The organism is Methyloversatilis sp., assembly GCF_965284615.1.
Lineage (GTDB): Bacteria > Pseudomonadota > Gammaproteobacteria > Burkholderiales > Rhodocyclaceae > Methyloversatilis.
Genome location: NZ_OZ260098.1, coordinates 3,336,844 through 3,358,177, shown reverse-complemented (window position 1 = coordinate 3,358,177; position 21,334 = coordinate 3,336,844). Strand labels below are relative to the sequence as shown.

General features: G+C 68.2%; 24 protein-coding genes. 2 read left to right on the top strand and 22 right to left on the bottom strand.

The genetic code is table 11. The features are described from left to right. Positions 1 to 86: 86 nt before the first annotated feature. Together ACQ66H_RS16035 and ACQ66H_RS16030 are read right to left on the bottom strand one after the other, a co-directional pair. Positions 87 to 494, bottom strand: coding sequence for a VOC family protein (locus ACQ66H_RS16035; RefSeq protein ID WP_430434846.1), 408 nt, complete (start codon positions 492 to 494; stop codon positions 87 to 89). Positions 495 to 606: 112 nt separating this feature from the next. Then, entirely contained in the window at positions 607 to 846 is a 240-nt protein-coding gene (locus ACQ66H_RS16030) for a YdeI/OmpD-associated family protein (RefSeq protein WP_430434845.1), read from the bottom strand. Between the two features lie 238 nt (positions 847 to 1,084). Between ACQ66H_RS16030 and ACQ66H_RS16025 the strand changes: the two genes are divergently transcribed. Then, positions 1,085 to 1,534 carry a hypothetical protein gene (locus ACQ66H_RS16025; RefSeq protein WP_430434844.1) on the top strand — a complete coding sequence of 150 codons (450 nt, stop codon included), beginning with the start codon at positions 1,085 to 1,087 and terminating at the stop codon, positions 1,532 to 1,534. 272 nt (positions 1,535 to 1,806) lie between these two features. Here the strand turns inward: ACQ66H_RS16025 and ACQ66H_RS16020 are convergent, their stop codons facing one another. From ACQ66H_RS16020 to dctP, 20 genes are all read right to left on the bottom strand, one after another. After that, positions 1,807 to 2,610 carry an alpha/beta fold hydrolase gene (locus ACQ66H_RS16020; RefSeq protein ID WP_430434843.1) on the bottom strand — a complete coding sequence of 268 codons (804 nt, stop codon included), beginning with the start codon at positions 2,608 to 2,610 and terminating at the stop codon, positions 1,807 to 1,809. A gap of 29 nt (positions 2,611 to 2,639) precedes the next feature. Further along, the gene (locus ACQ66H_RS16015; protein ID WP_430434842.1) at positions 2,640 to 3,275 is read right to left on the bottom strand and encodes an FMN-dependent NADH-azoreductase; all 636 of its coding nucleotides are present in this window, start codon (positions 3,273 to 3,275) and stop codon (positions 2,640 to 2,642) included. 24 nt (positions 3,276 to 3,299) lie between these two features. Continuing rightward, a complete protein-coding gene (locus ACQ66H_RS16010; RefSeq protein ID WP_430434841.1) occupies positions 3,300 to 3,785 on the bottom strand; it encodes a DUF2127 domain-containing protein in 486 nt (161 codons plus the stop codon). Positions 3,786 to 3,795: 10 nt separating this feature from the next. After that, on the bottom strand, positions 3,796 to 3,999 hold the full coding sequence (locus tag ACQ66H_RS16005) for a hypothetical protein (protein WP_430434840.1): 204 nt from the start codon (positions 3,997 to 3,999) through the stop codon (positions 3,796 to 3,798). Between the two features lie 11 nt (positions 4,000 to 4,010). Further along, on the bottom strand, positions 4,011 to 4,757 hold the full coding sequence (locus ACQ66H_RS16000) for a hypothetical protein (RefSeq protein ID WP_430434839.1): 747 nt from the start codon (positions 4,755 to 4,757) through the stop codon (positions 4,011 to 4,013). A gap of 109 nt (positions 4,758 to 4,866) precedes the next feature. Next, positions 4,867 to 5,019 (bottom strand): hypothetical protein, encoded by a 153-nt coding sequence (locus tag ACQ66H_RS15995; protein ID WP_430434838.1) that lies wholly within the window; start codon positions 5,017 to 5,019, stop codon positions 4,867 to 4,869. Between the two features lie 460 nt (positions 5,020 to 5,479). Continuing rightward, positions 5,480 to 6,208, bottom strand: coding sequence for a hypothetical protein (locus tag ACQ66H_RS15990; RefSeq protein ID WP_430434837.1), 729 nt, complete (start codon positions 6,206 to 6,208; stop codon positions 5,480 to 5,482). Between the two features lie 200 nt (positions 6,209 to 6,408). Next, entirely contained in the window at positions 6,409 to 9,735 is a 3,327-nt protein-coding gene (locus ACQ66H_RS15985) for an SNF2-related protein (RefSeq protein ID WP_430434836.1), read from the bottom strand. A 79-nt stretch (positions 9,736 to 9,814) separates the two neighbouring features. Further along, positions 9,815 to 10,579 carry a DUF3379 family protein gene (locus tag ACQ66H_RS15980; protein WP_430434835.1) on the bottom strand — a complete coding sequence of 255 codons (765 nt, stop codon included), beginning with the start codon at positions 10,577 to 10,579 and terminating at the stop codon, positions 9,815 to 9,817. Then, positions 10,576 to 11,085 (bottom strand): sigma-70 family RNA polymerase sigma factor, encoded by a 510-nt coding sequence (locus ACQ66H_RS15975; RefSeq protein WP_430434834.1) that lies wholly within the window; start codon positions 11,083 to 11,085, stop codon positions 10,576 to 10,578. The genes ACQ66H_RS15980 and ACQ66H_RS15975 overlap by 4 nt, the downstream gene beginning before the upstream one ends. A gap of 156 nt (positions 11,086 to 11,241) precedes the next feature. Next, positions 11,242 to 12,129 carry an acyltransferase domain-containing protein gene (locus tag ACQ66H_RS15970; protein WP_430434833.1) on the bottom strand — a complete coding sequence of 296 codons (888 nt, stop codon included), beginning with the start codon at positions 12,127 to 12,129 and terminating at the stop codon, positions 11,242 to 11,244. After that, positions 12,126 to 13,001 (bottom strand): triphosphoribosyl-dephospho-CoA synthase MdcB, encoded by an 876-nt coding sequence (mdcB, locus tag ACQ66H_RS15965; protein WP_430434832.1) that lies wholly within the window; start codon positions 12,999 to 13,001, stop codon positions 12,126 to 12,128. The genes ACQ66H_RS15970 and mdcB overlap by 4 nt, the downstream gene beginning before the upstream one ends. Further along, positions 12,998 to 13,657, bottom strand: a complete 660-nt coding sequence (gene mdcG / locus ACQ66H_RS15960) for a malonate decarboxylase holo-[acyl-carrier-protein] synthase (RefSeq protein ID WP_430434831.1) — start codon at positions 13,655 to 13,657, stop codon at positions 12,998 to 13,000. Before mdcG ends, mdcB begins: the two co-directional genes overlap by 4 nt. Positions 13,658 to 13,659: 2 nt before the next feature. Beyond that, positions 13,660 to 14,382 (bottom strand): biotin-independent malonate decarboxylase subunit gamma, encoded by a 723-nt coding sequence (gene mdcE / locus ACQ66H_RS15955; protein WP_430434830.1) that lies wholly within the window; start codon positions 14,380 to 14,382, stop codon positions 13,660 to 13,662. Continuing rightward, a complete protein-coding gene (locus ACQ66H_RS15950) occupies positions 14,379 to 15,284 on the bottom strand; it encodes a biotin-independent malonate decarboxylase subunit beta (RefSeq protein ID WP_430434829.1) in 906 nt (301 codons plus the stop codon). The genes mdcE and ACQ66H_RS15950 overlap by 4 nt, the downstream gene beginning before the upstream one ends. Beyond that, positions 15,281 to 15,595 carry a malonate decarboxylase acyl carrier protein gene (mdcC, locus tag ACQ66H_RS15945; protein ID WP_430434828.1) on the bottom strand — a complete coding sequence of 105 codons (315 nt, stop codon included), beginning with the start codon at positions 15,593 to 15,595 and terminating at the stop codon, positions 15,281 to 15,283. Before mdcC ends, ACQ66H_RS15950 begins: the two co-directional genes overlap by 4 nt. Before the next feature lie 13 nt (positions 15,596 to 15,608). Further along, positions 15,609 to 17,252, bottom strand: a complete 1,644-nt coding sequence (gene mdcA, locus ACQ66H_RS15940) for a malonate decarboxylase subunit alpha (protein WP_430434827.1) — start codon at positions 17,250 to 17,252, stop codon at positions 15,609 to 15,611. Between the two features lie 2 nt (positions 17,253 to 17,254). After that, positions 17,255 to 18,604: a TRAP transporter large permease gene (locus ACQ66H_RS15935; protein ID WP_430434826.1), complete on the bottom strand. Its 1,350-nt coding sequence runs from the start codon at positions 18,602 to 18,604 to the stop codon at positions 17,255 to 17,257. Position 18,605: 1 nt separating this feature from the next. Then, positions 18,606 to 19,088: a TRAP transporter small permease gene (locus ACQ66H_RS15930; protein WP_430434825.1), complete on the bottom strand. Its 483-nt coding sequence runs from the start codon at positions 19,086 to 19,088 to the stop codon at positions 18,606 to 18,608. 24 nt (positions 19,089 to 19,112) lie between these two features. Beyond that, a complete protein-coding gene (gene dctP / locus ACQ66H_RS15925) occupies positions 19,113 to 20,156 on the bottom strand; it encodes a TRAP transporter substrate-binding protein DctP (protein ID WP_430434824.1) in 1,044 nt (347 codons plus the stop codon). Between the two features lie 197 nt (positions 20,157 to 20,353). Between dctP and ACQ66H_RS15920 the strand changes: the two genes are divergently transcribed. Further along, entirely contained in the window at positions 20,354 to 21,034 is a 681-nt protein-coding gene (locus tag ACQ66H_RS15920) for a GntR family transcriptional regulator (protein ID WP_304002046.1), read from the top strand. The last annotated feature ends 300 nt before the right edge of the window (positions 21,035 to 21,334 follow it).

The window sequence follows — 21,334 nt, the reverse complement described above, 5'->3', positions numbered from 1 at the left end:
GTGAAGCCGGGTCAGGCGACTTCATGCTAACAGCCTTGCGCGTTGACCGTCACCCTGCAACATGACCGCGCCCCGCGGGCTTACCTTCAGTCGCCCGGCATCGCGCTCATGTCCATGTACGACAGTTCCCAGATGTGGCCGTCCGGGTCTTCGAAGCCGTGGCCGTACATGAAACCGAGGTCCTGCGGCGCGCGCCGCACCGCGCCGCCCGCGGCTTTCGCCTTCGCCACGAGCTCATCGACCCCCGCCCGGCTGTCGCGCGACAGGCACACCAGCACTTCGGTGCTCCGGTGCGCGTCGGCGATCGGCTTGTCGGTGAAGCCGGCGAAGAAGGGCTCGGCCAGCAGCATGACGTAGATGGTGTCCGACACCACCATGCAGGCCGCCTTGTCGTCCGAGAACTGCGGATTGAAGTCGAAGCCGAGCGCGGCGAAGAAGGCCTTCGAGCGTTCGAGGTCCTTTACCGGCAGATTGACGTAGATGTGCTGGGGCATGTGCTTCTCCTCGATGAGGCGGCGGGGCATCCGCCGCGTTGCAGGGGCGACGAAGCAGGCGCGCGCGAATCGACAGGGGGGGCGTCGTTGTCCGTCGTCTCCGGACGGACGGTCAGGGCTTTGTTGCGCGCGGTGCCCACGCCATGTTCATGTACAGCGTGCCGCCTTCCAGCTCGTCCAGCATCTGTGCCAGGCGCTTGCGCTTCGTCGCGTCGAGCCGGGCGCGGGCGATCCAGCCGAGGTAGTCGTTCTGCTGGTAGGGCGGTCGCGCCCTGTAGGCGGCCCACAGTCCGCGCGCATCGAGCGCTGCGCGGACGAAATCGGGCATCGGGTTGGGCGGGCGCTTCAGCATGCATCCTCCTACGCCGTGCAGGGTTGATCGGATGAGTGCCGACGGCGCTGCACTGCTTCGCCGCGAGGGCATACTCCGCGGCGAGTGCCGTGTGGTGCAGCGATTGTTGCGCCGGCGGCGCATGAACGCTGCATGCGCAGGCGTGCGGCCATCGATACGAAGCCATGCAGTGCCGTCGGACCGGTGAGCGGACCTCGCGCCGGATCAGCCGATGGCGGCTGCCGCAAGGGAGTGAACCGTGGAATCACAGGACGACGTACTGGTCGCCAACCGGGTGATGCTGGTGCATTTCGACAGCTACAGCACCGCGCTCGTGTTCGCCAAATGGAACGATACGCTGCTGTTGCCGGCACCGCTTCCGCCGTCGGCCGAATTGATGCCCGCGCCCGCCGCCGACGCGGCGGACGACGGCGAGGCGGTGAAGGCGGCGGCCATCGCGCGGCTCGGCCTGAACCCGGCCGAAGTGGTGCGGCCCGGCGATTTCAATCACTGGGTGTTCACTGCAGATGGCCCGGTCAGGGTGCATCTGCTGCGCTTCACCACCTTCGAGGCGCCCAAGGCTGCACTCGAACCGCACGGCGGCGTGTTCCGTCCGATCAGCGCGCTGCGCGGCGGCACGCCGGTGGAACTGCTGCTGGCGCGCGAGGTGTTCAATCTGATCGTCGGTGCGGGCGGTGGCAGGGCCTGAGCAGCAGCACGAATGGCGACGCGATGACGACGTCGCGATCGGCCGCTCGCTGGTCCGGGTGCTTATGATGGCGGCGGAGCGGGTTCTCTGTGGGAGCAGCCTTGGCCGTGACAGGGCCTTTGCAGTCCTCGGGCTTCGATGCAGGCCGCTGTCGGGGTCAAGACCCCTCCCACAGAACCCCCGCCTTGACTCCAGCCAGGAATCAGGCGCGATCTCTGTGGGAGCGGTCTTCTGACCGCGACGCGGCCGCGACACCGCGCCCGGAGCAATCCTCAGGGCGCAACTTCCGCAATGAAGCGCACGATTTCCGCATTGACCTGATCCGGATGCGTCACCGGCGCCATATGCCCCAGCCCGGCGAATTCGACCATCTCCACCTTTGGCATTCGCGGTATCAGTGCATTCGCCACCGCATGCACCGACGCCGGCGACGAGGCGCCGAGCATGTAGAGCACGGGCATATCCAGCGCGGCGAAGGCCTCAAGCGGCGTCGGCTCGGTGGTCAGCGCGTGCGCCCAGCGCCGCACATTGCGCATCGATTCCGCGACCGCCTGCCGGCGCGGCTCGGGCATCGCCGCAAGGCTGCCATCGCCCATCCAGTAGTCGATGAAATGGCGGGCCGCCTCGTGCAGGTCTCTGCCGTCCAGCGCGGCCACCGACGCCGCTACTGCAGCGTGTATGCCCCCGGTGCCGTTCGGCTGCGGCTGCTGCGCGTTGACCACGGCGAACAGCGTGGGCTCGTAGATCGCCAGCGCGCGCACGCGCTCCGGCCAGGTCAGGGCGGCGATCAGCGCCACCGCGGCGCCGTAGGAATGACCGACCAGCACGAAGGACTCGCCCGCCTGTTTGAATACCGGCGTAAGGAAATCGACTTCGTCGCGCAGCGCGATCCGGCTGTCCGAATGCCAGTCCGGACTGCGGCCGGCGCCATACAGGTCCGGCGCGAGCACCCGGTGACGGGCGGACAGCGCGTCGCCCAGGTCGCGCCACTGCGACGACGTGCTCGCGTTCGCGTGCAGGCAGATCACCGCCGGACCGGCCCCGGTCGCTCGGACATGCGGTGTGGCAGTGGTCATCGCGCTACGCCGGTGGATTGCAGCCGTGGCTAGAATGTCGCCGCCATGGCCCGGGCCCGTGCCGCCGCCTCGGCGCGTGAGCCGGCGTTGACCTCCGGGCCGTACAGCGTTTTCTGCACGATGAGGTGGCCGACCTCGGTGATGCCGACCATGCTCAGCCACAGGTCGAGATACTGGCGCTGCAGATCCCACTCCGACGACTTCAGCGCGTCCGGCGCGTCGCCCACCTCGACGCCACGCGCCAGCACCAGCACCGCCTTGCAGTGGCCGAGCGTGCCAAGCTGGCCGCGTTCGTCGAAGGTGAACAGCAGGTCCTTCTGCGACACCACGTCGATCAGCTGTTTCAGTTTGTACGGAATCGAGTAGTTCCACATCGGTGCGCTGATGACCAGCCGGTCCGCCTGCTGGATGCGTGCCGCCAGCGCGCGGATCTGCGCCCACGCCGCTGCCTGCGCGTCGGTCAGCGGCGTACCGGTCAGGCCGGCGTACTTTGCATCCAGCGCCGCGCCGTCGAATTCCGGCATCGGCTCGGACCACACATCCAGCACATCCACCGTGCCCTCCGGATGCGCCGCCTGCCAGGCGTCGATTAAGGCGTGCGCGACCTCGATCGAGGCGGAGCGCTGCTTGCGGGGGGAGGATTCGATGTGGAGGAGGTGGGGCATAGGGGCTCCGGAGACGGATCGGGTTCAGCCGGCATTCTCAGCCGCGTGACGCCGGCGGCGCAACAGCGCCGCCACCATGATCGCCACGACCACAAGGTTGAGCGCCAGCGCGCCGACACCTAGCGCATTCACGCCGTGCCACAGGCCGACGATCTCGAACGGTACGTAGATCGCCCCGCTGACGGCGGCCAGCAATTCGGCCCACGCCGCGTGGCGATAGAGACCCCAGGCCTCGGCGAAGCGCAGGGCGGCATAGCCCGCCGCACCGGCCGCAAGCAGCGTGAGGTTCGTGTTGTCGAGATGGGTGGCCGCGTTGACGAAGATGTGCGGATAGGTGGAGGCCGGATTCAGGTGCAGATGCGCCAGAAGACGGAGGGCGGCGTCGTGCAGGCTCGCGTGGACCCACAGCAGCAGGCCCGACGCGCCGATCAACGCCACTACACCCTTCAGGGCCTCGAAGGTGGCGACGACCGCGAGCGCTCGCCGGTCTCGCGAGGTGGGTGGGTGCATCGATGCCGGCTTACCCGGGCTGATGGCTGACGATACGGAACGTGGTGCCATCGCGGTTACGGAAAGGCGCGCCGTCACGGTGAGCGGGTTTCTCCGGGCGCAGGCCAGGCGGGACGTCGCAGCGGCTGCCCTGGCGCAGCGAATCGAAGACCGGCCGGTAGAAGATCATCGCGTGTTCGAAGTCGGACACGCCGACCATGACACGGGAAAACATCACGTCGCGCCTCAGCCGCCGCTGATCACCGCGTCCGGAATCCGGTAGTGCTCGTAGTCATTCACGTTGACCAGCCACACATCGCCCTCCCGCCCGGTTTGCAAGCGGGCATCGCCGTCGGCGCTCACCGTGCCACCGACGAAGCGGAGCACGCGCCGCAGGCCGCCGGGCGGTGTCACGTGAACTTCGGCGTTGCCGGGCGCGCCGCGGATCACGCCGAACTCGCACTGGGCGGACGCAGCGGGCGCCGCGCCCATCGAACAGGGGACCTGACCGGTGGCATGGTAGGAGGTGCCGGCGACCCGGGCATCGCCCGCCGGCGCACGGTCCAGCGAGGGTGCGCTCTGTCCGCGGCCGGTGATACCGACGGTCAGCGTGTAGCGCGCCGTCTCGTTGCGGCGCGCGGCACTGCGCATCAGATAGACCCGCACCGTGTACTCCCCATCGGACGCCAGCTGACCGGTCCATTCCGTACCCTGGGTGGAGCCGATGAAGATCGCTTCGTCGCGCGAACCGGGTGGCAGCACATTGAAGTAGTTCACCGTGTGGCCGGTCTCGAGCCTGACGCTCAGCGTCTGTCCGGCGCGGGCCCGCAGGCGGTAGTTGACGATGCGGTCACCCTTGAGTGTTCCGGTCAGCGTGGCCGACGAAGCACCCTTTGCGAAACGCACCGGAACGGATTCGATAGCGCCCGCGGCCCAGGCGCCGGCCGGGAGCAGGGCGCACGCCATCAAGAAGCGGACGAACAGACTCCCCATCGCAAATTTCCTCCTCACTGCTGGAAATCGGACTGACCGGAACGGACACGACGCGCTGACGGACGGACCGCCGCGACGCCGATGAGCGCGCCGCGGCCGGTACCACGGGTCAGCAGTTGCCCTTCTTCGCCTGACCCGGCGGACAGAAGCCGCCGCCCGAGCCGCTGCGACCCGGATCGACGATGACGGCACCCGACGGCGTGTAGACCGCGCAGCCGACGAGGGACGACGTGAGCACAAACAGGGCGATCAGTGGCTTCATGTGTTCAGTTTTTCGGAGTGTCGATGCGCGCCAGTGTAGCCGCGACTGGCGGTGCGCAGACGTCGGGTAGGACGCGCCTGACACGGTACCGTTCTCGGGCTGCCATCACTCCGTTGCGGTTGGTGAGAGTGTGACTGATCGCAGGCTACCCGCCGCTTCGATCACCGGAAAGCGGCCGCGCATGAACGCGTGAGCGCGGCCAGGATTCAGCGCGAGAAGGAAAACACGGGGCAACAGGAGATTGAGACGCTTTGAACGCGCATCTCGCGGAATGAAAGCGTGGTCCGTCCCCATATCTAGAAACTGCTGAGAGCCATACGAAGAGCTGTCTGTCCCCTTCCATTTCAATCAACAGGAGAACCCGAGTACGGCTGCGCCAGGAAGCGCTGGCCACCGTCCGTTCTAGATGAAGCGGCATACCGCTTCGTCCAGAACAGGCAGGCCATTTGCCGGATTGGGGCTAGATCCGGCGCTGGCGTGAAGCGAGACGCGCGGCGAGGACCAACAGGCCCGCAGTTCCGAGTACGAATGGCGCGGGCTCCGGAACCGGCGCTGCCGCCATCAGGTAGCCCGCCGTCAGCCTGCGTGATTTGCCCGGAGCAATGTCTTCACTCGCTGCTGTCCAGCATGACTCGTTCATGCAGAAGCTCTCGGCGCTGGCTGGAAACCACTGTGTGGCGATGGTCCCTGGGGTCGCGTCGAAGTGAACGTAGATATCCATTCGGAACCAGCCTGCATCCGTGAAATCCGGCCCGGTGCTGTCGCTGAAAGCCAGGGTTCCCTGGGGCGCGAGCATGCCCCAGGTGCCCGCAGTGGACACATAGTGACGCCCTGCCTGTGTCGGGCCATCGGTCGTACGGATGTCGATGTCGTGAAAGGTTTCTGTGTCGCTGTCGTATGTGAACGACCCGTAGGCGGTAGCCGCGTCGCTGAACTGGAAGTCCACGAGTTCCCACCTGACCGGTGCTGCGCTCGCGCCGGATGAGGCCAGGAGAAGGAGAGCGGCGTAGAGGGCTTTTTTCATTCTCAATCCTTTTTGGGGCGTGACAGGAGGATGCTTGCGTTCGAACACCAAGACGCGATGGAACGGATCAGGACTTCCGGATTCCCGCATCCGCACAAAGATCGTTCGGCAGGTATGCCGAATGAATCGCGCCGCATAATCGGCTATCGACAGGGCTGCCGCCATCAGCCATTTGTCCTAGATGCCATGCTCAAGGCATCTCTGCAGGTGTGGTCCAGCGCGGATATCCGTGCGACTTCCAGGTCTGCCTGGAAGCCCGGCCCGCGCTTCCTGTGCGTCATGGGATGGGCGCCTCCTCCTGTCCTTGTCGGTCGTACTCTGTACGCATGGACCGTGAGGTCGCGGAGTTGAGCGTCCAGAGACGCTTACTCCGCCAGCGGCTCCAGCAGCGCCGCCAGATCGTTCTCGCCGAATTTCTCCAGCGCGGCTTCGTCGTTGCCGAGGATGCCTTCGGCCAAGGCGGCCTTCTTCTCTTGCAGGGCGACGATGCGCTCCTCGATGCTGCCGGCGACGATGAGCTTGTAGACGAACACCGGCTTGTCCTGGCCGATGCGGTGGGCGCGGTCGCTGGCTTGGTTTTCGGCGGCGGGGTTCCACCAGGGGTCGTAGTGGATGACGGTGTCGGCGGCGGTGAGGTTGAGGCCGACGCCGCCGGCCTTAAGGCTGATCAGGAACACCGGCACGGTGCCCTCCTGGAAGCGGCGGACGACGGCTTCGCGGTTCTGCGTGTCGCCGGTCAGCATGACGCAGCCGATGCCGGCTTCGACCAGCTGTTCGTGGATCAGGTCGAGCATCCCGGTGAACTGCGAGAACACCAGCACCTTGCGGCCTTCTGCCAGCAGGTTTTCCAGCATGTCCATCAGCAGATCGAGCTTGGCGCGCTCCTTCACGCGCGCGGCGGCGTCGGACTTCAGCAGGCGCGGGTCGCAGCACACCTGGCGCAGCTTGAGCAGCGCGTCGAGGATGACGATGCGCGCGCGGGCGAAACCGCGGCTGGCGATCTCGTCGCGCACCCGCTTGTCCATCGCGGCGCGCACGGTTTCGTACAGGTCGCGCTGTCGGCCGGTCAGTTCGACCGTACGCAGCACTTCGGTTTTCGGCGGCAGATCGGCGGCGACGTCGTCCTTGCGCCGGCGCAGGATGAAGGGCGCCACGCGCCGCGCCAGCAGCTCGCGGCGGATGGGGTCGCCGTGCTTCTCGATCGGCGTGCGCCAGCCGCGGGTGAAGTCCTTCTGTTCGCCGAGGAAGCCGGGCAGCAGGAAGTCGAACTGCGCCCACAGTTCGCCCAGATGATTTTCCAGCGGCGTGCCGGTCAGGCACAGCCGGTGCCGCGCGCGCAGCAGGCGCACCGCACGGGCGGCCTGGCTGCCCGCGTTCTTCACCGTCTGCGCTTCGTCGAGGATGAGCAGGTGGTAGTCGTGCGCGGCCAGCTTTTCGTGGTCGCGCCACAGCAGCGGATAGGTGGTGAGGCAGACGTCGTGCTCGGGTACCTGGGCGAAGCGCTCGCCGCGGTCGGGGCCGTGCAGCTTGAGCACGCGCAGTTCCGGTGCGAAGCGGGCGGCTTCGCGCTGCCAGTTGAACACCAGCGAGGTGGGCAGCACGACCAGTGCCGGGCGGTCGAGCCGGCCGGCGCGCTTTTCGGTCAGCAGGTGGGCCAGCGTCTGCGCCGTCTTGCCCAGTCCCATGTCGTCGGCCAGGATGCCGCCGAGGTCGTGCGCGCGCAGGTGCTGCAGCCAGGCCAGGCCTTCGCGCTGGTAGGGGCGCAGTTCGATGCCGAAGCCCTCGGGCGCGTTGACCGGCGCGACGCCGTGCATGCCGCGCAGACGTTCGACCCACTGTTCGAGCGGTTTGAAGCCTTCGCGCGTCCACTTCGCGTCGAGCGCTTCGGCCAGCCGCGGCGCGTCCATGCGCGACACCTGCAGCGCGCCGCCGGCCGGGCTGTCGAACAGATCGACCAGCGTGCGCGCCAGCGGCTTGATGCGGCCGGCCGGCACGATGATGCGTTCGCCTTCGGCGGTGAACAGGTCGGTGGTGTCTTCGTCGCGCATGCGGTCGAGCGCGATCGGGTCCAGCCAGCGGCCGTCGCGTTTGAACAGCGCGTGCAGCAGCGGCGCCAGATCGAGGCGGCGGCCGCCGACGTCGATGCCGAGCGACAGTTCGAGCCAGCCGTTCTCGTTCTCGTCCAGTTCGGCGTGCCATTCGTTGACCACCAGCACGCGGTGGCGGAAGTCCGGCGGGCACTCGATCTGCCAGCCGGCGCGCGTAAGGCGGCCGGCAGCGTCGCCGAAGAAGCGTGCCCAGGCCTCTTCGCTCTCCAGCCCCAGCGCGCCAACCGGCAGCGATTCGTACATCTGCAGCCAGCGCGCCTGCACCGGCGCGAATCCGACTTCGCCGAGCAAGGCCAGCGCCGCCTGTTCGGCCGCGCTGTCGCGCTTCACGCGCACCGCGCGGCCGTTGGGCAGCGTCGCCAGGTCGGAGCTGTCGGTGGCGGCGAACTTCGCCTGGCCGTAGCTGAGGGCGACGGTGGCGATGTCGTACAGCGCGTGGCCGAGCGCCTTGTCGTAGCGGCGGTGCGGCTTCACGTGCCATACCGGCAGGCTGGCGAACTTCAGTACCGGGCGCAGCGCCTCTTCGATCAGCGGCAGGCTGGCGGCATCGCGGCCCAGCGGCGAAGGCAGCGCGGGGGCGGCCTGGGCCAGCGCCTCGGCCACCAGCGGCAGTTCGGCGGTGGTGAGCAGCGGCAGTTCGAGTACCGCCTGCACTGCCTCGCGCGCCGGGTGGGTGATTTCGCCAGCCCGTCCGCGGGCGACGTCGAGATACCAGGGCGGGTCGGTCGGCAGCGTCCAGTCGGCCGGCGGCGTGCAGGCGAGCAGGGCGCGCACGCCGAGCTTTTCGGTCTGCCATTCGAGCTGACCGGCGCGCGCTTCGCCCGGCTTCAGCGGACGCGCGTCGTCGCTGCCCTCGTCGGCGCGCACGAAGCAGCGGCCGGTGTCGAGCGCGGCGCGCAGCACGGCGAGGCCGTCGGCGCCGCGCAGTTCGAACGGCACGAACACGCTGGTCGCGCGTTTGCGTATCGCGTCGCGCAGCGTGCGGAACACCGGCAGGTCGTTGTCCTGCACGAAGGCGGGCGGCTTCAGCAGCGCCTGCTCGAAGTTGAACCAGGGCTGGCTGTCACCGCCCGGCGTGCTGTCGCGGCCGGCGCGGTCGGTGAGTTTGGCCTTGAGCAGGCGCAGGTCGGCCGGCTGGCTGCCGCGCGGTGTGATCAGATAGGCGATCGACTCCTTCGGTGCGGCGCGCTTGCGCGAGGTACCCGTCGGTTCCTCGCTCAGACGCTTCTGCAGCGTCTGCGCCCAGCGCAGCACCTCGGCGCGCGGGCGCTCGATCAGTTCGCCCTGCTTCTTCGCCGCCAGCAGCAGGCCGACCGCGTGCTTGCAGCGGTTGCCGACCGGGCAGGAACAGCGGGTGGCGATTTCCAGCGTGCGCTCGCCGAAGTATTCGCGCCGCTCCAGCCGCACCGTCACCTGGTAAGGCTGCGGCCGGGTGCCACGCACCAGAGCGCGCAACGTCGGCCCCTGCACGTCAATGTCGCCGACCCGCGTCACGTACTGGCTGCCGCGCACGATGGTGTCTTCGGAGAACATTTCTCCGAGCATCCGGTTGTCGAGCTGGGACAGCAGGCGGGTCAGTTCCATCGCGGGCGAGGCACGGCAGCCAAAAAAATGGACGCAGGATTGTAAACCCTGCGCCCCGTCGTGCCATGAAACTGCGGTGTCAGCTGCGCGGCCGGATGCCCCGGTCGTGTGCGGTCAGCGCCGCCGTCGGTGTCCAGCTGACGTGCTGGTGCAGCAGGCCGGCGGCGCCGCGCGCCCGATCGGGGTCGCGCGCCACCACGGCCACGATGCCCTGACCCCCGGCTTCAACATGCACCCCCATGCCGCGGTATTGCGTGGTCAGCGTGCGCACGCGACTGTCCTTCTGCGGCATCAGCAGCACGGTGGCCGGACCGTCCGGCGTGTCGAACACGATGTGCCAGCCGGTGCCACCGGGAACCGGGCAGAGCTTCACGTAGCGTACGGCGGCGAGCGGCACCTTCACCTCGGCGCCGAAGCTCTCCAGCACCTGGGCGACGCGCTGCGGTTCGATCAGGCGGGTGCTCATCAGCGCCTCCGGCTCTTGCATCACGTGCTCGACTGCCAGCGCGACATGTTCTCGATCAGGCGCGGCGTGCCAGTACTGCACGCCCAGTCCGAGGCTGAACACGACACTGGCGGCCAATGCCCACAGCTTGAACGGCGAGCGGGTGCGCGCCCGGCTGCCGACCAGAATGCGCTCGGCCAGGCCGTCCGGTACGTCGATCGCCACCGTCTGCTGCAGCATGCGTTCGCCGGCGTTCACGCGGCGCGAGAAGGTCTGGCAGGCCGGGCAGGCGATCAGGTGTTCCTCGGCTGCCTCGGTCAGGCGGCGCGGGTCGGCCAGCTTTTCGCGGCGGAAGTCGATGCAGTTGAAAGTCATGTTCTTGTCGTCGAAGCTGCTCACGATTCGGCCCTCCGCGCCGGCTGGCCGGTCAGTGCGCCGCGCAGCGCCTGACGGGCGCGGGTCAGGCGGGTCATCACCGCACCTTCGGTGGTGTCCAGCATGTCGGCGATCTCGGCGCACGAAAAGCCGCCCAGCGCCTGCAGCACCAGCGGTTCGCGCAGCGTCAGCGGCAGGCTGCCGAGCAGGTTTTCCATTTCGAAGAGCTCTATCGGTTCGTGGTCGGCGGCGATCTGCAGGTCTTCCAGTTCGACGTTGACATAGTCGAACTGCTTGCGCTCGTACAGCCGCGCGTGTTCGCGGCGCACGATGGTGATGAGCCAGCTCTTGGTGGCGGCGGAGTCCTTGATGTCGTCCCACGATTTCCAGGCGCGGGCGAAGGTTTCCTGTACCAGGTCCTCGGCGACGAACTTGTCGCGGCACAGCCACCAGGCGAAGCGGTACAGATCCGGGCTGAAGGCCCGCACCGCCTGTTCGAAGCTCTTCCGTTTGCTGAATCCGAGTATCACGACATGGTCCGTGGTGTGCGCTGACAAGCCTTAAGACCGGGAGGTCGGGGGCAACCTTACATCGCTTCCAAGGGAAGCGCGCGCGCTCACGGGGGTTGGGGTTTGTGGGAGGGGTCTTCTGACCCCGACGACGACGGTGGTTCGCTCGTGACGGGCCTATTGAGCCATCCGCTCCAGCCAGTCGATCACCGCGGCGTCGCCGCTGAAGTCGTTGACCGCGCGCACCGGCAGGTCCGGGGCACGCTCGGCCAGCATGCGGGCGAGGGCGTTGCAGGGGCCGATTTCAAGCACGGCGTCGGGTGCGTATTCGAGCACGGTGTCCATGCAGGTTGACCAGTCTATGGTCCGTGCGACCTGGGCCGCCAGCGAGCGGACGGCATCGGCTGCGTCGCGCTGCGCGCGGCCGTCGATGCCGGCGATGACCGGCACGGACAGGCGGCCGCTTGCCCACGGCGCGAGCGCTTCGGCCAGCGGCGCCTGCGCGGCGGCGAGCAGCGGGGTGTGCGACGGCGTGTGCACCGCGAGACGCACGCAGCGGCGGGCGCCGCGCGCGGGCAAGGTGTGTTCGAGCTCGGTCAGCGCGACGCTTGCGCCGCCGACGACGAAGTGGGCGTCGCCGTTGCGGATGGCGATGCTGCAGCCGCTGCCGTCGAGCGCGGTGCGCAGCGCTGATTCGGTCAGGCCCTGCACGGCGAGCAGGCCGGACGGATGCGCGGTGGCGGCATCCATCAGTGCGGCGCGTCGGGCGGCGAGATCGAACCAGTCCTTCGGTGGCAGCCCGCGGGCGATCGCAAACGCGCTCAGTTCGCCCAGCGAGTAGCCGGCGAACAGCAGCGGCCTCGGCAGCCGCGGCGCGAGGCGGCGCCAGCGCAGTGCCTGCAGCGCGCTGATCACGACCTGCGCGGTGACGTTGCTGGCCAGATCGTTGTCGCGCAATGCGTCGAGCGCCGGCAGCCGGGCGCGCGTGTCCGCGTCGGCGCGCAGTTCGGACAGATGCTCTGCCGTCTGGCCGCCCTGACCGCTGAACAGCACGACCAGCCTCACGCCGCACCCTCCAGTTCGTGCAGGAACAGCGTCACCGCCAGCAGATCGGCCGCGCCGCCCGGGCTGAGCCGGCGGGCGACGAAGGCCGCGTGCGTGGCCTGCGCCTGTGCTGCCCAGTCGTCGGCGAACACGCCGCCCGCTTCGACGAAGGCACGCGCCGCGCCCTGCGCGAAGTCGAGACCGATGCGGCCGCCGCGCCACAGCAGATTGCTGTCGTCCAGCCGCGAGATCAGCACGAACAGCGCCTGCACCGCAGCGCGGGTTTCGCGTGCGTCGCCCGGCGCGGCGAGTACCCCGCGTAGCGCCGGCAGTGCGGCGTCGATCACGTCGGGAAAGCCGGCGGCAGCCTGTTCGCGCGCACCGGTCGTGCCGTGGCGGCGGGCGACGCGCAGACCGTGGCTGTCGGCCAGCGGCGTGCCGTCGGTCGGGCGCGCGACGAGGATGTCGGCGCCCCAGCAGCGGGCGACGATGTGCGCGACGTGCTCGGCGCGTATCGTTCCGCCCTGCGTCGCGATACGCCCGGCCGCGGCGCACAGCAGGCCGAGGTTGAAGATGGCGCCGCGGTGCGTGTTGATGCCGCCGGTGGCGGCCAGCATCTGCGTCTCGGCGGCCAGCCCGAGCGACTGCAGCGTGGCGAAGCCGGCGCCGTCGGCTCCGGCGCGGGCGATGTCGCGGAAGTAGTGGCGCAGCGCGAACAGGCTGCGGAAGAAGGTTGACATGTCCATGTCGTCGTGGCTGCCGTTGTCGGCCGGGTTGACCAGGCCGGGCTTGGGAGCGAGCGCCACTTCGCGGTAGAGGCTGCGCACGGCGAGCCGGCCGATGCGCTCGCAGTCGGCGACGGGGGCGGGCGTGATCCGTGCCGGTGCGTTCATGCGGCGCGGCTCCGGGCCGGCCACAGCGCAGCGACGTCGATCAGCGCGACGCCGTCGTCCGACTTCGCCAGCACGCGACGCGGCCCGCGGCCGTCGAGTGCGGCCGCCAGCTCGCGCCAGGCCACCGCCTGTGCGCCGCAGCGGATTTCACCGTCGAGGCGCAGCGGGCTGTCGGTGGTCTGCAGCAGTGTGAGCAGTGCGTGCAGAGCGCCGCTGTGTTCGATGTCGAACAGCAAGTCGAGGTCGCTGTCGGTGCGCAGACAGGGTTCGCCGCTGAGCGACTGCCACAGCAGCGAACCATAGACACGCGGCGTGACGCCAAGGGCGGTGCACTGCCCGGCCAGCGCATGCAGCGACGACCGGTACGCGGCGGGCAGTGCGTCGAGCAGCGACGCGAGCTGCGGCAGCGGTGTGCCGCGTTCGAGGTCGGCGCGCGCTGCGACCAACGACACGCGGCGGCGCTCGCCGGTGCCGGGCAGGGTAAGGCCGAGGCGCACGCGGTCGGCCGGCAGGTCGTCGCTGCGTGCACAGACGAGCGGTCTGCCGGCCTTGCGCCACGCGAGGACATCGTCTGCGGCAGCTGCGCTGCAGGCGGCGAGATCCACCTCCGCGCCGGCACGCAGCCAGACCAGGTCGTGACGGCGCAGGCGGACCATGGTCAGGCGTCGAGCGGGACGCCGGCGACGCGCTCGGCCACCGGCTGTGCCAGCGTACGGCCGCCGCGTTCGCGGCCGAGTGCGGCGCGGCGGTCCTCGCCGCCGGCGTCCGTGATGGCCTGCTGCAGCGCCCGTGGCCAGTCGTCGGTGTCGGACCACAGCGCGTGGATGGCGCCCATGCGCGCATAGTTGCTGGCGCCCGGCGCGAACACCGGTGAGCTCTGCGCCAGCGCTTCGAGCCGCTCGGGCGCGATCTTGGTCACGCGCGCCATCGCGCGCAGGTCCATCACCTTCACCTGCGCCTCGGGCAGCGCGCAGATGCGGTCGGCCAGCAGGCCGAAGGCGAGAAAGCCGCCGCTGACCGCTTCGCCGTGGATCAGCGTCACCAGCCGGTGACCGCTGCGGCGGGCGAGGTTGACGCAGCGCGCCATGTGGGCGAAATAGCCGTTCAGACCGAGCAGTTCTTCGTGGCGCGACAGTGCCTGACCCTGGGTCGAGGCGATGAACACGATGGGGCGCGGGTCGCCGCTCGCCTGGTCGGCGCGCACCGCGTCGAGCACTGCCTGCGACAGCTTGAGCGCCATGTCGGTGGTGAGCGCGGCGCGGTCGCGGGTGCCGATCACGTGCACCCGGCCGGCGGCCGATTCGGCGTGGCCGGACAGGTTGTGGCCGTCGAACGCGACCGTGTGGCCGGCCGGGAACAGGCGGTCGAGCAGGGCGTTCATGCGGCCTCCGTCGGCGAAAGAGGAGTGAGCAGGCGGTTGAAATCGGCCGCGTCGAGCATCGGAATGAGTGCGGGCTCAGGCAGGCCGAGTGCGCGCCAGATGTCGAGCCCGTCGCGCGCGTCGGCGTGGCGTGCGGCGCGCTGAGTCAGCGCGCGCTGGTCGGCGTCGAGCGCGGCGAGATCGCGCGCCGGCACCGGCCGCGCGAGCAGCGAACGCGCGGCATCGCGGAAGGCGGCGATGTCGTCGTCCACCAGCATCGTGGCGTCACCCAGGCTGCGCCTGAGCTTGCCGCCGGTCACCCGCCACACCAGGGCGCGGTCCTTCGAATCGAATTCGTCCACGCCCTTTACCGTCTCGATCACTTCGGGGCCGGACAGGCCGAGCCGGCCCTCTTCCGACATGACCAGCGCGTCGCACAGCCGGGCGACGATGCCCATGCCGCCGAAGGCACCGCACGAGCCGCCGATCAGGCCATACACCGGAATACCGTCGGCGCGTGCGGCGAGCAGCGCGCGCATCAGTTCGGAAATCGCGATCAGGCCGGCATTGGCTTCGTGCAGCCGCACGCCGCCGGAGTCGATGGCCAGCAGCACCGCCGCCGGTCGTGTGCGACGCGCACGCTCGAACAGGCCGCGCAGCTTGGCACCGTGGATTTCGCCGACAGCGCCGCCATTGAATTCGCCCTGCTGAGCACCGACCAGTACCGGTCGGCCGTTCAGCGTGGCTTCGCCGACCACGACGCCGTCATCGAAGGCGACCGGCAGGTCGAGTGCGGCCAGATGCGGGCTGGTGAGCCTTTCGTGCGGGCCGCACAGTTCGCGGAAGCTGCCAGCGTCGGCCAGGCCGGCGATGCGGGTGCGGGCGTCCGCTTCGAACCATGAATGTCGGTGCAGGCGGCTCATGCGCGGTCCTCCAGCGCTTCCAGCGCCTGATCGAGGCGCAGGCTCACGACGGCCGGTGTCGCACCGGCGTCGTTGATGGCGAGGGCGAGGCCGCCGGCGGCGTGGCGGGCGACCGCGTCGGTGAGCACCGCTTCCCAGGTGTCGCGGAAGCCGTGCGCGGAGGTGTTCACTTCGATGTCGCAGCGGTCGGCCATGCTGCCGCGGTTGACCAGGATTTCCAGATTGCCGGATGACACGACGCCGCACAGCGCGGCAGCCGCATCGGCGAGCGCGCAGGGCGTGCTCGGCAGCGAGAGGGTGAAGCGTTCCATGTCGGGTCTCCGTTCACCAGTTGCGGAAGCGGCGGGGCGGGTCGTACAGGCCGCCGGAAGCGCGCACCAGGTCCTTGATGCTGCGCGCGGCAAGCAGGTCGCGTGTGGCGTCGCGCTTGTCGATGCCGATGTCTTCAGGGCGGCGGACGACGCCGCGGTCGCGCAGGTTCTCCACCATGCGCGCATCGCGTGCGCGGCCGACCGGCGTGTAGCCGGCGACGCCGCGTATCGCCTGTTCGCGCTCGGCGGCGCTGCGGCACAGCAGCAGGTTGGCGATGCCTTCCTCGGTCACGATGTGGGTGACGTCGTCGCCGTGGATCATGATGGGCGGCAGGTCCATGCCCATGTCCTCCATCAACTGCCAGGCGTCGAGCCTGTCGACGAAGGCCGGCGCCATGTGTTCGCGGAAGGTTTCCACCGTCTGCACCACCAGCTTCTGGCCGCGCGTGGCGACGGCGGTGCCGGCGCGTTCGCGGCCGGCGCGCAGCCAGGCCGGACTGGCGTGGCGCCGGCCGCGCGCGTCGGAGCCCATGTTCGGCGCGCCGCCGAAGCCGGCGATGCGGCCCAGCGTGGCGGTCGAGCTGTTGCCGGCGAGATCGATCTGCAGCGTCGAGCCGATGAACATGTCGCAGGCGTAGAGGCCGGCGGTCTGACAGAAGGCGCGGTTGGACCGCATGCTGCCGTCGCGGCCGGTGAAGAACACGTCGGAGCGGGCGGCGACGTAGTTCTCCATGCCGACTTCGGAGCCGAAGCTGTGCACCGATTCGACGAAGCCCGCCTCGATCGCCGGAATCAGCGTCGGGTGCGGATTCAGCGCCCAGTGGCTGCAGATCTTGCCGCGCAGACCCAGCGATTCGGCGTAGGTGGGCAGCAGCAGTTCGATCGCCGCGGTGTCGAAGCCGATGCCGTGGTTCAGGCGCTGCACGCCGTATTCGGCGTAGATGCCCTTGATCGCCATCATCGCCATCAGCACCTGGATTTCGGTGATCTGCGCCGGGTCGCGGGTGAACAGCGGTTCGATGTAGTTCGGGCGCGGCGCGACGACGAAGGCGTCGGTCCAGTCGGCCGGGATGTTGACGCGCGGCAGACGGTCGAGCCGCTCGTTCACTTGCGCGATGACGATGCCGTGGCGGAAGGCGGTCGCCTCGACGATGGCCGGCGTGTCCTCGGTGTTCGGGCCGAGGTAGAGGTTGCCGTCGGCGTCCGCCGCCTGTGCGGCGATCAGGCACACGTCGGGCGTGAGATCGACGAAGTAGCGGCCGAACAGTTCGAGGTAGGTGTGGATGGCGCCGATGGCGATGCGCCGTTCCTCGACCAGTCGCGCCAGCCGGTTCGCCTGCGGGCCGGAGAAGGAGAAGTCGAGCCGGTTCGCGATGCCGCGCTCGAACACGTCGATGTGCGCAGGCAGCGCCAGCACCGACTGCACCATGTGCAGATCGTGCAGGCGCTCGGGCGAGCAGTCGGCCAGCGATTCGGCGAGAAAGTCGGCCTGCTTCTGGTTGTTGCCTTCGAGGCAGACGCGGTCGCCCGGCTCGATCGCCGCCTCCAGCGCGACGATGATGTCGGCCGCGACGATCTCGCGGCCGCGGGTCAGCGACGCCAGCCGTTCGAGCCGGCGCGCCCGGCGCGCCGCACGCTGATTCCAGGGCGCGCCCATGCTCAGCTCCCGTGGTAGTGGTTGGGCAGCCACATGGCGATCTCGGGCAGCAGGCACAGCAGCAGCACGGCGGCGGTCATCAGCCCTATGAAGGGCATGACGCCCCACATGATCTTCTTCAGCGGAATGTCCGGCGCAATGCCATTGATGACGAAGATGTTCAGACCGACCGGCGGATGGATGAGGCCCATTTCCATCAGGATGGTCATGATGACGCCGAACCAGATCAGATCGATGCCGTGGGCCTTCAGCGCCGGCAGCACGATCGGGGTCACCATCAGGATGATGGCAACCGGCGGCAGGAAGAAGCCCAGCACCAGCAGCAGCGCGCACACCGCGACGAAGAAGCCCCACTTGCCCAGCGGCAGCGTCACCAGCCATTCCGCGGCGGACTGGGTGATGCTCAGATTGCTCATGACCCAGGTGTAGAGGAAGGACATGCCGATGATCATCATGATCATGCAGCTCTCCTTCACCGTGCCGTTCAGGATGACCTTGAGGTCGGACCAGCGGTAGCACTTGTAGATGGTCATCACCATCAGCAGCGAGAAGAAGGCGCCGATGCCGGCCACTTCCGACGGCGTGGCCCAGCCGCCATACAGCGCGATCATGACGATGGCGATCACGGCGAGGAAGGGCGCGAAGCGCGGCAGCGATTCCAGCCGCTCGGCCCAGGTGTAGTGCTCGTCCTGGAGCAGCGCGTGCGAACTGTCACCGCCGCTGGCGGCCGCCGCTCTCAGCGCGTTCTTCTCTTTCGTGTATTTCCACATCACGTAAAGCGCGAACAGCACGGTGAGCAGCAGGCCGGGGCCGACGCCGGCCATGAAGAGTTTGCCGATCGACTGCTCGGCCGCCAGGCCGTAGAGGATGAGGGTGAGGCTGGGCGGGATGAGGATGCCCAGCGTGCCGCCGGCGGCGATCAGGCCGGTGGCCAGGCCCTCGGAATAGCCGCGCGCCCGCATCTGTGGAATGCCCGAACTGCCGATGGCCGAGCAGGTGGCCGGGCTGGAGCCGCACATCGCCGCGAACACCGAGCAGGCCAGCGTGTTGGCCACGCCGAGGCCGCCAGGAATGCGGTAGAGCCAGCGGTTCAGTGAGGCATAGAGGTCCTCGCCAGCGCGTGATTTGCCGATGGCGGCACCCATCAGTACGAACAGCGGGATGGTGAGCAAGGTGAAGTTGTCCAGCTCGGCGTAGATGGTTTCGGTCACCAGCGCCAGCGACGACAGCGGCATGAAGGCGACCATGAACACCACCGCCACGCCGCCGACCGCGAACGCTATCGGCATGCCGGAGAACAGTGCAATGAAGGTCGCCGCGGCGAACAGCAGCGAAAGGGTGAGCATGTCCATTTCAGGCCTCCTTGCGGCGCAGATTCTGCAGCGCCAGTTCCAGCGTCAGCGTGGACATGCCGAGCGCGACGAAGAAATACGGTATCCACAGCTTGGGTGCCCACATCGATGAGCTGGTCTTGCCGTCCACCCATGCTTCGTGGAAGAACTGCCAGGCGTTCCAGGCGACGAAGGCGCAGAAGGCCAGCGACAGCAGGTCGGCGAGATGTTTGCGCAGCATGTTTACGCCGTGCGGCAGCAGCGATTCCATCGCCTCGATGGTCACGTGGCTGCGTTCGTTCTGGGTGTGAGCGGCGCTCATGAAGGTCGAGATGATGAGCAGCATCACGCACAGCTCGATTTCCCAGTCGGTCGGCCACTTGAGCCAGTAGCGCACGGCGACCTGCCAGACCAGGATCATCGAGCTGGCGATGATGACGATGCCCGACGTGTAGGCGGCGAGCCGGTTGAACCGGCGCAGCGCGCCGGAGATCAGCGAGAACATGGCGTTTCCTCCGCGTTCGGTGGCTTACTTGACCGAAGTGGCCATATCCATCCAGCGCTGTCCGTCCTTCACTTTGTCGGCGAAGTCCTTCCAGGAGGTCTGCTGCGACAGCGCCTGCCACTTGCGGAAGGCGGCCTCGTCCATATCGGCCACCTTGACGCCGGCCTTGGCGAACACTTCCGCCGCGCGCTCGTCGTCCTTCTTGGCCTCTTCCATCGCGAACTTCTCGAGGCTCAGACCGACCTCGACCATCACCTTTTGCTGTTCCGGCGTGAGCTTCTTGAACACGTCATTGGAAATGAGCAGCGGCTCGAACATGTACCAGAAGCTGTACTTGCGGCCGGACGTGAAGGACTTCGACGTCTCGTACAAGCGGAAGCTGATGTGTGAGGTGGACGAGGTCAGGGCGGCGTCGAGGACCTTGGATTGCATGCCGCTGTAGATTTCGTTCGACGGCACGTTGGTGATGGCGGCACCCGCGCCCTTCAGCATCACGTCCATTTCCTTGCTGCCACCGCGGAACTTGACACCCTTCACGTCGTCAGGCGCCACCAGCGGCTTCTCGGTTGACGAGGCGATGCCGCCGGCCTGCCACACCCAGGTCAGGATCTTGAGACCCTTCTCTTCGAGGTGCTTCTCAAGCTGCTGCCCGATCGGCGAGGTGCGCCAGCGCAGGCCCTGCTCGTAAGAGGTGATCAGGCCCGGCATCAGCGTCAGGTTCACTTCCGGCACCTCGCCGCCGCCATAGGCCAGCGGAAGGACCGACATGTCCAGCACGCCCTTGCGCAGCGCGCCGAACTGGGTGTTGGTCTTCATCAGCGAATTGCCGGGATAGACGGTGATCTTGACCTGACCCTGGGTGCGCTTCTCGACTTCGGCGGCAAACTGCTTGGCGAGGCGGTCGCGGAAGTCACCGTCGGATGTGGTGGCGGCAGGGAACTGGTGCGAAAGCTTCAGGGTGGTCTGGGCAAACGTCGGTTGGGCGGCGCCCAGGCCGAGGGCCAGCAGGGATGCAGAAAGGGTGGTCGCGACAAAGCCGCGCAGGACGGAACGGCGCTGGGATTTCATGCAAGTCTCCTCCAGTCGATTGGATGCATGGTGGTGGTGCCGCACCCCCTTGTTTTGTGCGGTGGGGGCTGATACGCGGCGGATACGTCAGATCAGTTCTTGTATGTAGAAAAGTCAAACGTGTATACACGATAGGATTCGGTGTATTCAGAGTCAAGCTTTGTCTATACTTTTTTGTAATGAGCAAGGAGCCCGACATGGACCACGCCCCGGCGCCACTGCGCCTGTCCGAACAGCTGTGCGAAAAGATCGAGGAACAGATCGTCACCGGCGCGCTGCGCCCTGGTGCCCGGCTCGACGAGCAGGAGCTGGCGGCTGAATTCGGCGTGTCGCGCACGCCGATACGCGAGGCGCTGATCCAGCTGGCGTCGGCCGGTCTGGTCGATACGCGCCCGAGGCGGGGCGCGGTGGTGGCCGAGATCGAGCCACACCGCCTGTGCGAAATGTTCGACGTGATGGCCGAACTGGAGGCGATGTGCGCCCGGCTGGCGGCGCGCCGCATCACCGAGGATGAGATCGCGTCGCTGCGCGCGGCGCACCAGGCCTGCGAGGCCGCCCGCGATGCCGACAACCCGGACGCCTACTACTGGCTCAACGAACTGTTCCACCGCCAGATATATATGGCGAGCCACAACGGCTTCCTCGCCGAACAGGCGATCAGCCTGCACCGCCGGCTGCGTCCTTACCGCCGGCTGCAGCTGCGCGTTCGCAACCGGATGAAGGTTTCCTACTCCGAGCACCAGTCCATCGTGGATGCCATCGTCGCAGGCGAGGGCGACCTGGCGGCCGACCGCATCCGCGGCCACATCCAGGTGCAGGGCGAGCGCTTCACCGACCTGGTGGCGTCGGTCAGGCAGCTGAGCGCGGCCGGCGCCTGACGCACAGCTGCGGTGCCGCCTTGTACAAGGCCACGCCGCACGCCATAATCCGCGGCATGCGCCCGACGATCATCATTGCCGCCCCGTATTCCGGCCTGCGCTGGCGCAAGCCTGCCGCCTGAACCGCCCTCCCTGCACGCCCTGCGTGCGCCCCAGCCCTCCCTTCACCATCCGCCCGTCGTCGCCGGCCGTGTCTGTCCGTGCGCCGGGCGCCGCGAAGGTTGAGAATGATCCGAAACACGGCCATCGGAAGAAGCCACCATGCTGTTGATGATCGATAAGCGGAATATGCGTCCGCGC

What these genes read in the sequence shown, in the direction of transcription:
- ACQ66H_RS16035 (WP_430434846.1), bottom strand. Translation starts at nt 494, where the DNA reads ATGCCCCAGCACATCTACGTCAATCTGCCGGTAAAGGACCTCGAACGC.
- ACQ66H_RS16030 (WP_430434845.1), bottom strand. Translation starts at nt 846, where the DNA reads ATGCTGAAGCGCCCGCCCAACCCGATGCCCGATTTCGTCCGCGCAGCG.
- ACQ66H_RS16020 (WP_430434843.1), bottom strand. Translation starts at nt 2,610, where the DNA reads ATGACCACTGCCACACCGCATGTCCGAGCGACCGGGGCCGGTCCGGCG.
- ACQ66H_RS16015 (WP_430434842.1), bottom strand. Translation starts at nt 3,275, where the DNA reads ATGCCCCACCTCCTCCACATCGAATCCTCCCCCCGCAAGCAGCGCTCC.
- ACQ66H_RS16010 (WP_430434841.1), bottom strand. Translation starts at nt 3,785, where the DNA reads ATGCACCCACCCACCTCGCGAGACCGGCGAGCGCTCGCGGTCGTCGCC.
- ACQ66H_RS16005 (WP_430434840.1), bottom strand. Translation starts at nt 3,999, where the DNA reads ATGTTTTCCCGTGTCATGGTCGGCGTGTCCGACTTCGAACACGCGATG.
- ACQ66H_RS16000 (WP_430434839.1), bottom strand. Translation starts at nt 4,757, where the DNA reads ATGGGGAGTCTGTTCGTCCGCTTCTTGATGGCGTGCGCCCTGCTCCCG.
- ACQ66H_RS15995 (WP_430434838.1), bottom strand. Translation starts at nt 5,019, where the DNA reads ATGAAGCCACTGATCGCCCTGTTTGTGCTCACGTCGTCCCTCGTCGGC.
- ACQ66H_RS15990 (WP_430434837.1), bottom strand. Translation starts at nt 6,208, where the DNA reads ATGGCGGCAGCCCTGTCGATAGCCGATTATGCGGCGCGATTCATTCGG.
- ACQ66H_RS15985 (WP_430434836.1), bottom strand. Translation starts at nt 9,735, where the DNA reads ATGGAACTGACCCGCCTGCTGTCCCAGCTCGACAACCGGATGCTCGGA.
- mdcB (WP_430434832.1), bottom strand. Translation starts at nt 13,001, where the DNA reads ATGAACGCACCGGCACGGATCACGCCCGCCCCCGTCGCCGACTGCGAG.
- mdcG (WP_430434831.1), bottom strand. Translation starts at nt 13,657, where the DNA reads ATGGTCCGCCTGCGCCGTCACGACCTGGTCTGGCTGCGTGCCGGCGCG.
- mdcE (WP_430434830.1), bottom strand. Translation starts at nt 14,382, where the DNA reads ATGAACGCCCTGCTCGACCGCCTGTTCCCGGCCGGCCACACGGTCGCG.
- ACQ66H_RS15950 (WP_430434829.1), bottom strand. Translation starts at nt 15,284, where the DNA reads ATGAGCCGCCTGCACCGACATTCATGGTTCGAAGCGGACGCCCGCACC.
- mdcC (WP_430434828.1), bottom strand. Translation starts at nt 15,595, where the DNA reads ATGGAACGCTTCACCCTCTCGCTGCCGAGCACGCCCTGCGCGCTCGCC.
- mdcA (WP_430434827.1), bottom strand. Translation starts at nt 17,252, where the DNA reads ATGGGCGCGCCCTGGAATCAGCGTGCGGCGCGCCGGGCGCGCCGGCTC.
- ACQ66H_RS15935 (WP_430434826.1), bottom strand. Translation starts at nt 18,604, where the DNA reads ATGGACATGCTCACCCTTTCGCTGCTGTTCGCCGCGGCGACCTTCATT.
- ACQ66H_RS15930 (WP_430434825.1), bottom strand. Translation starts at nt 19,088, where the DNA reads ATGTTCTCGCTGATCTCCGGCGCGCTGCGCCGGTTCAACCGGCTCGCC.
- dctP (WP_430434824.1), bottom strand. Translation starts at nt 20,156, where the DNA reads ATGAAATCCCAGCGCCGTTCCGTCCTGCGCGGCTTTGTCGCGACCACC.
- ACQ66H_RS15920 (WP_304002046.1), top strand. Translation starts at nt 20,354, where the DNA reads ATGGACCACGCCCCGGCGCCACTGCGCCTGTCCGAACAGCTGTGCGAA.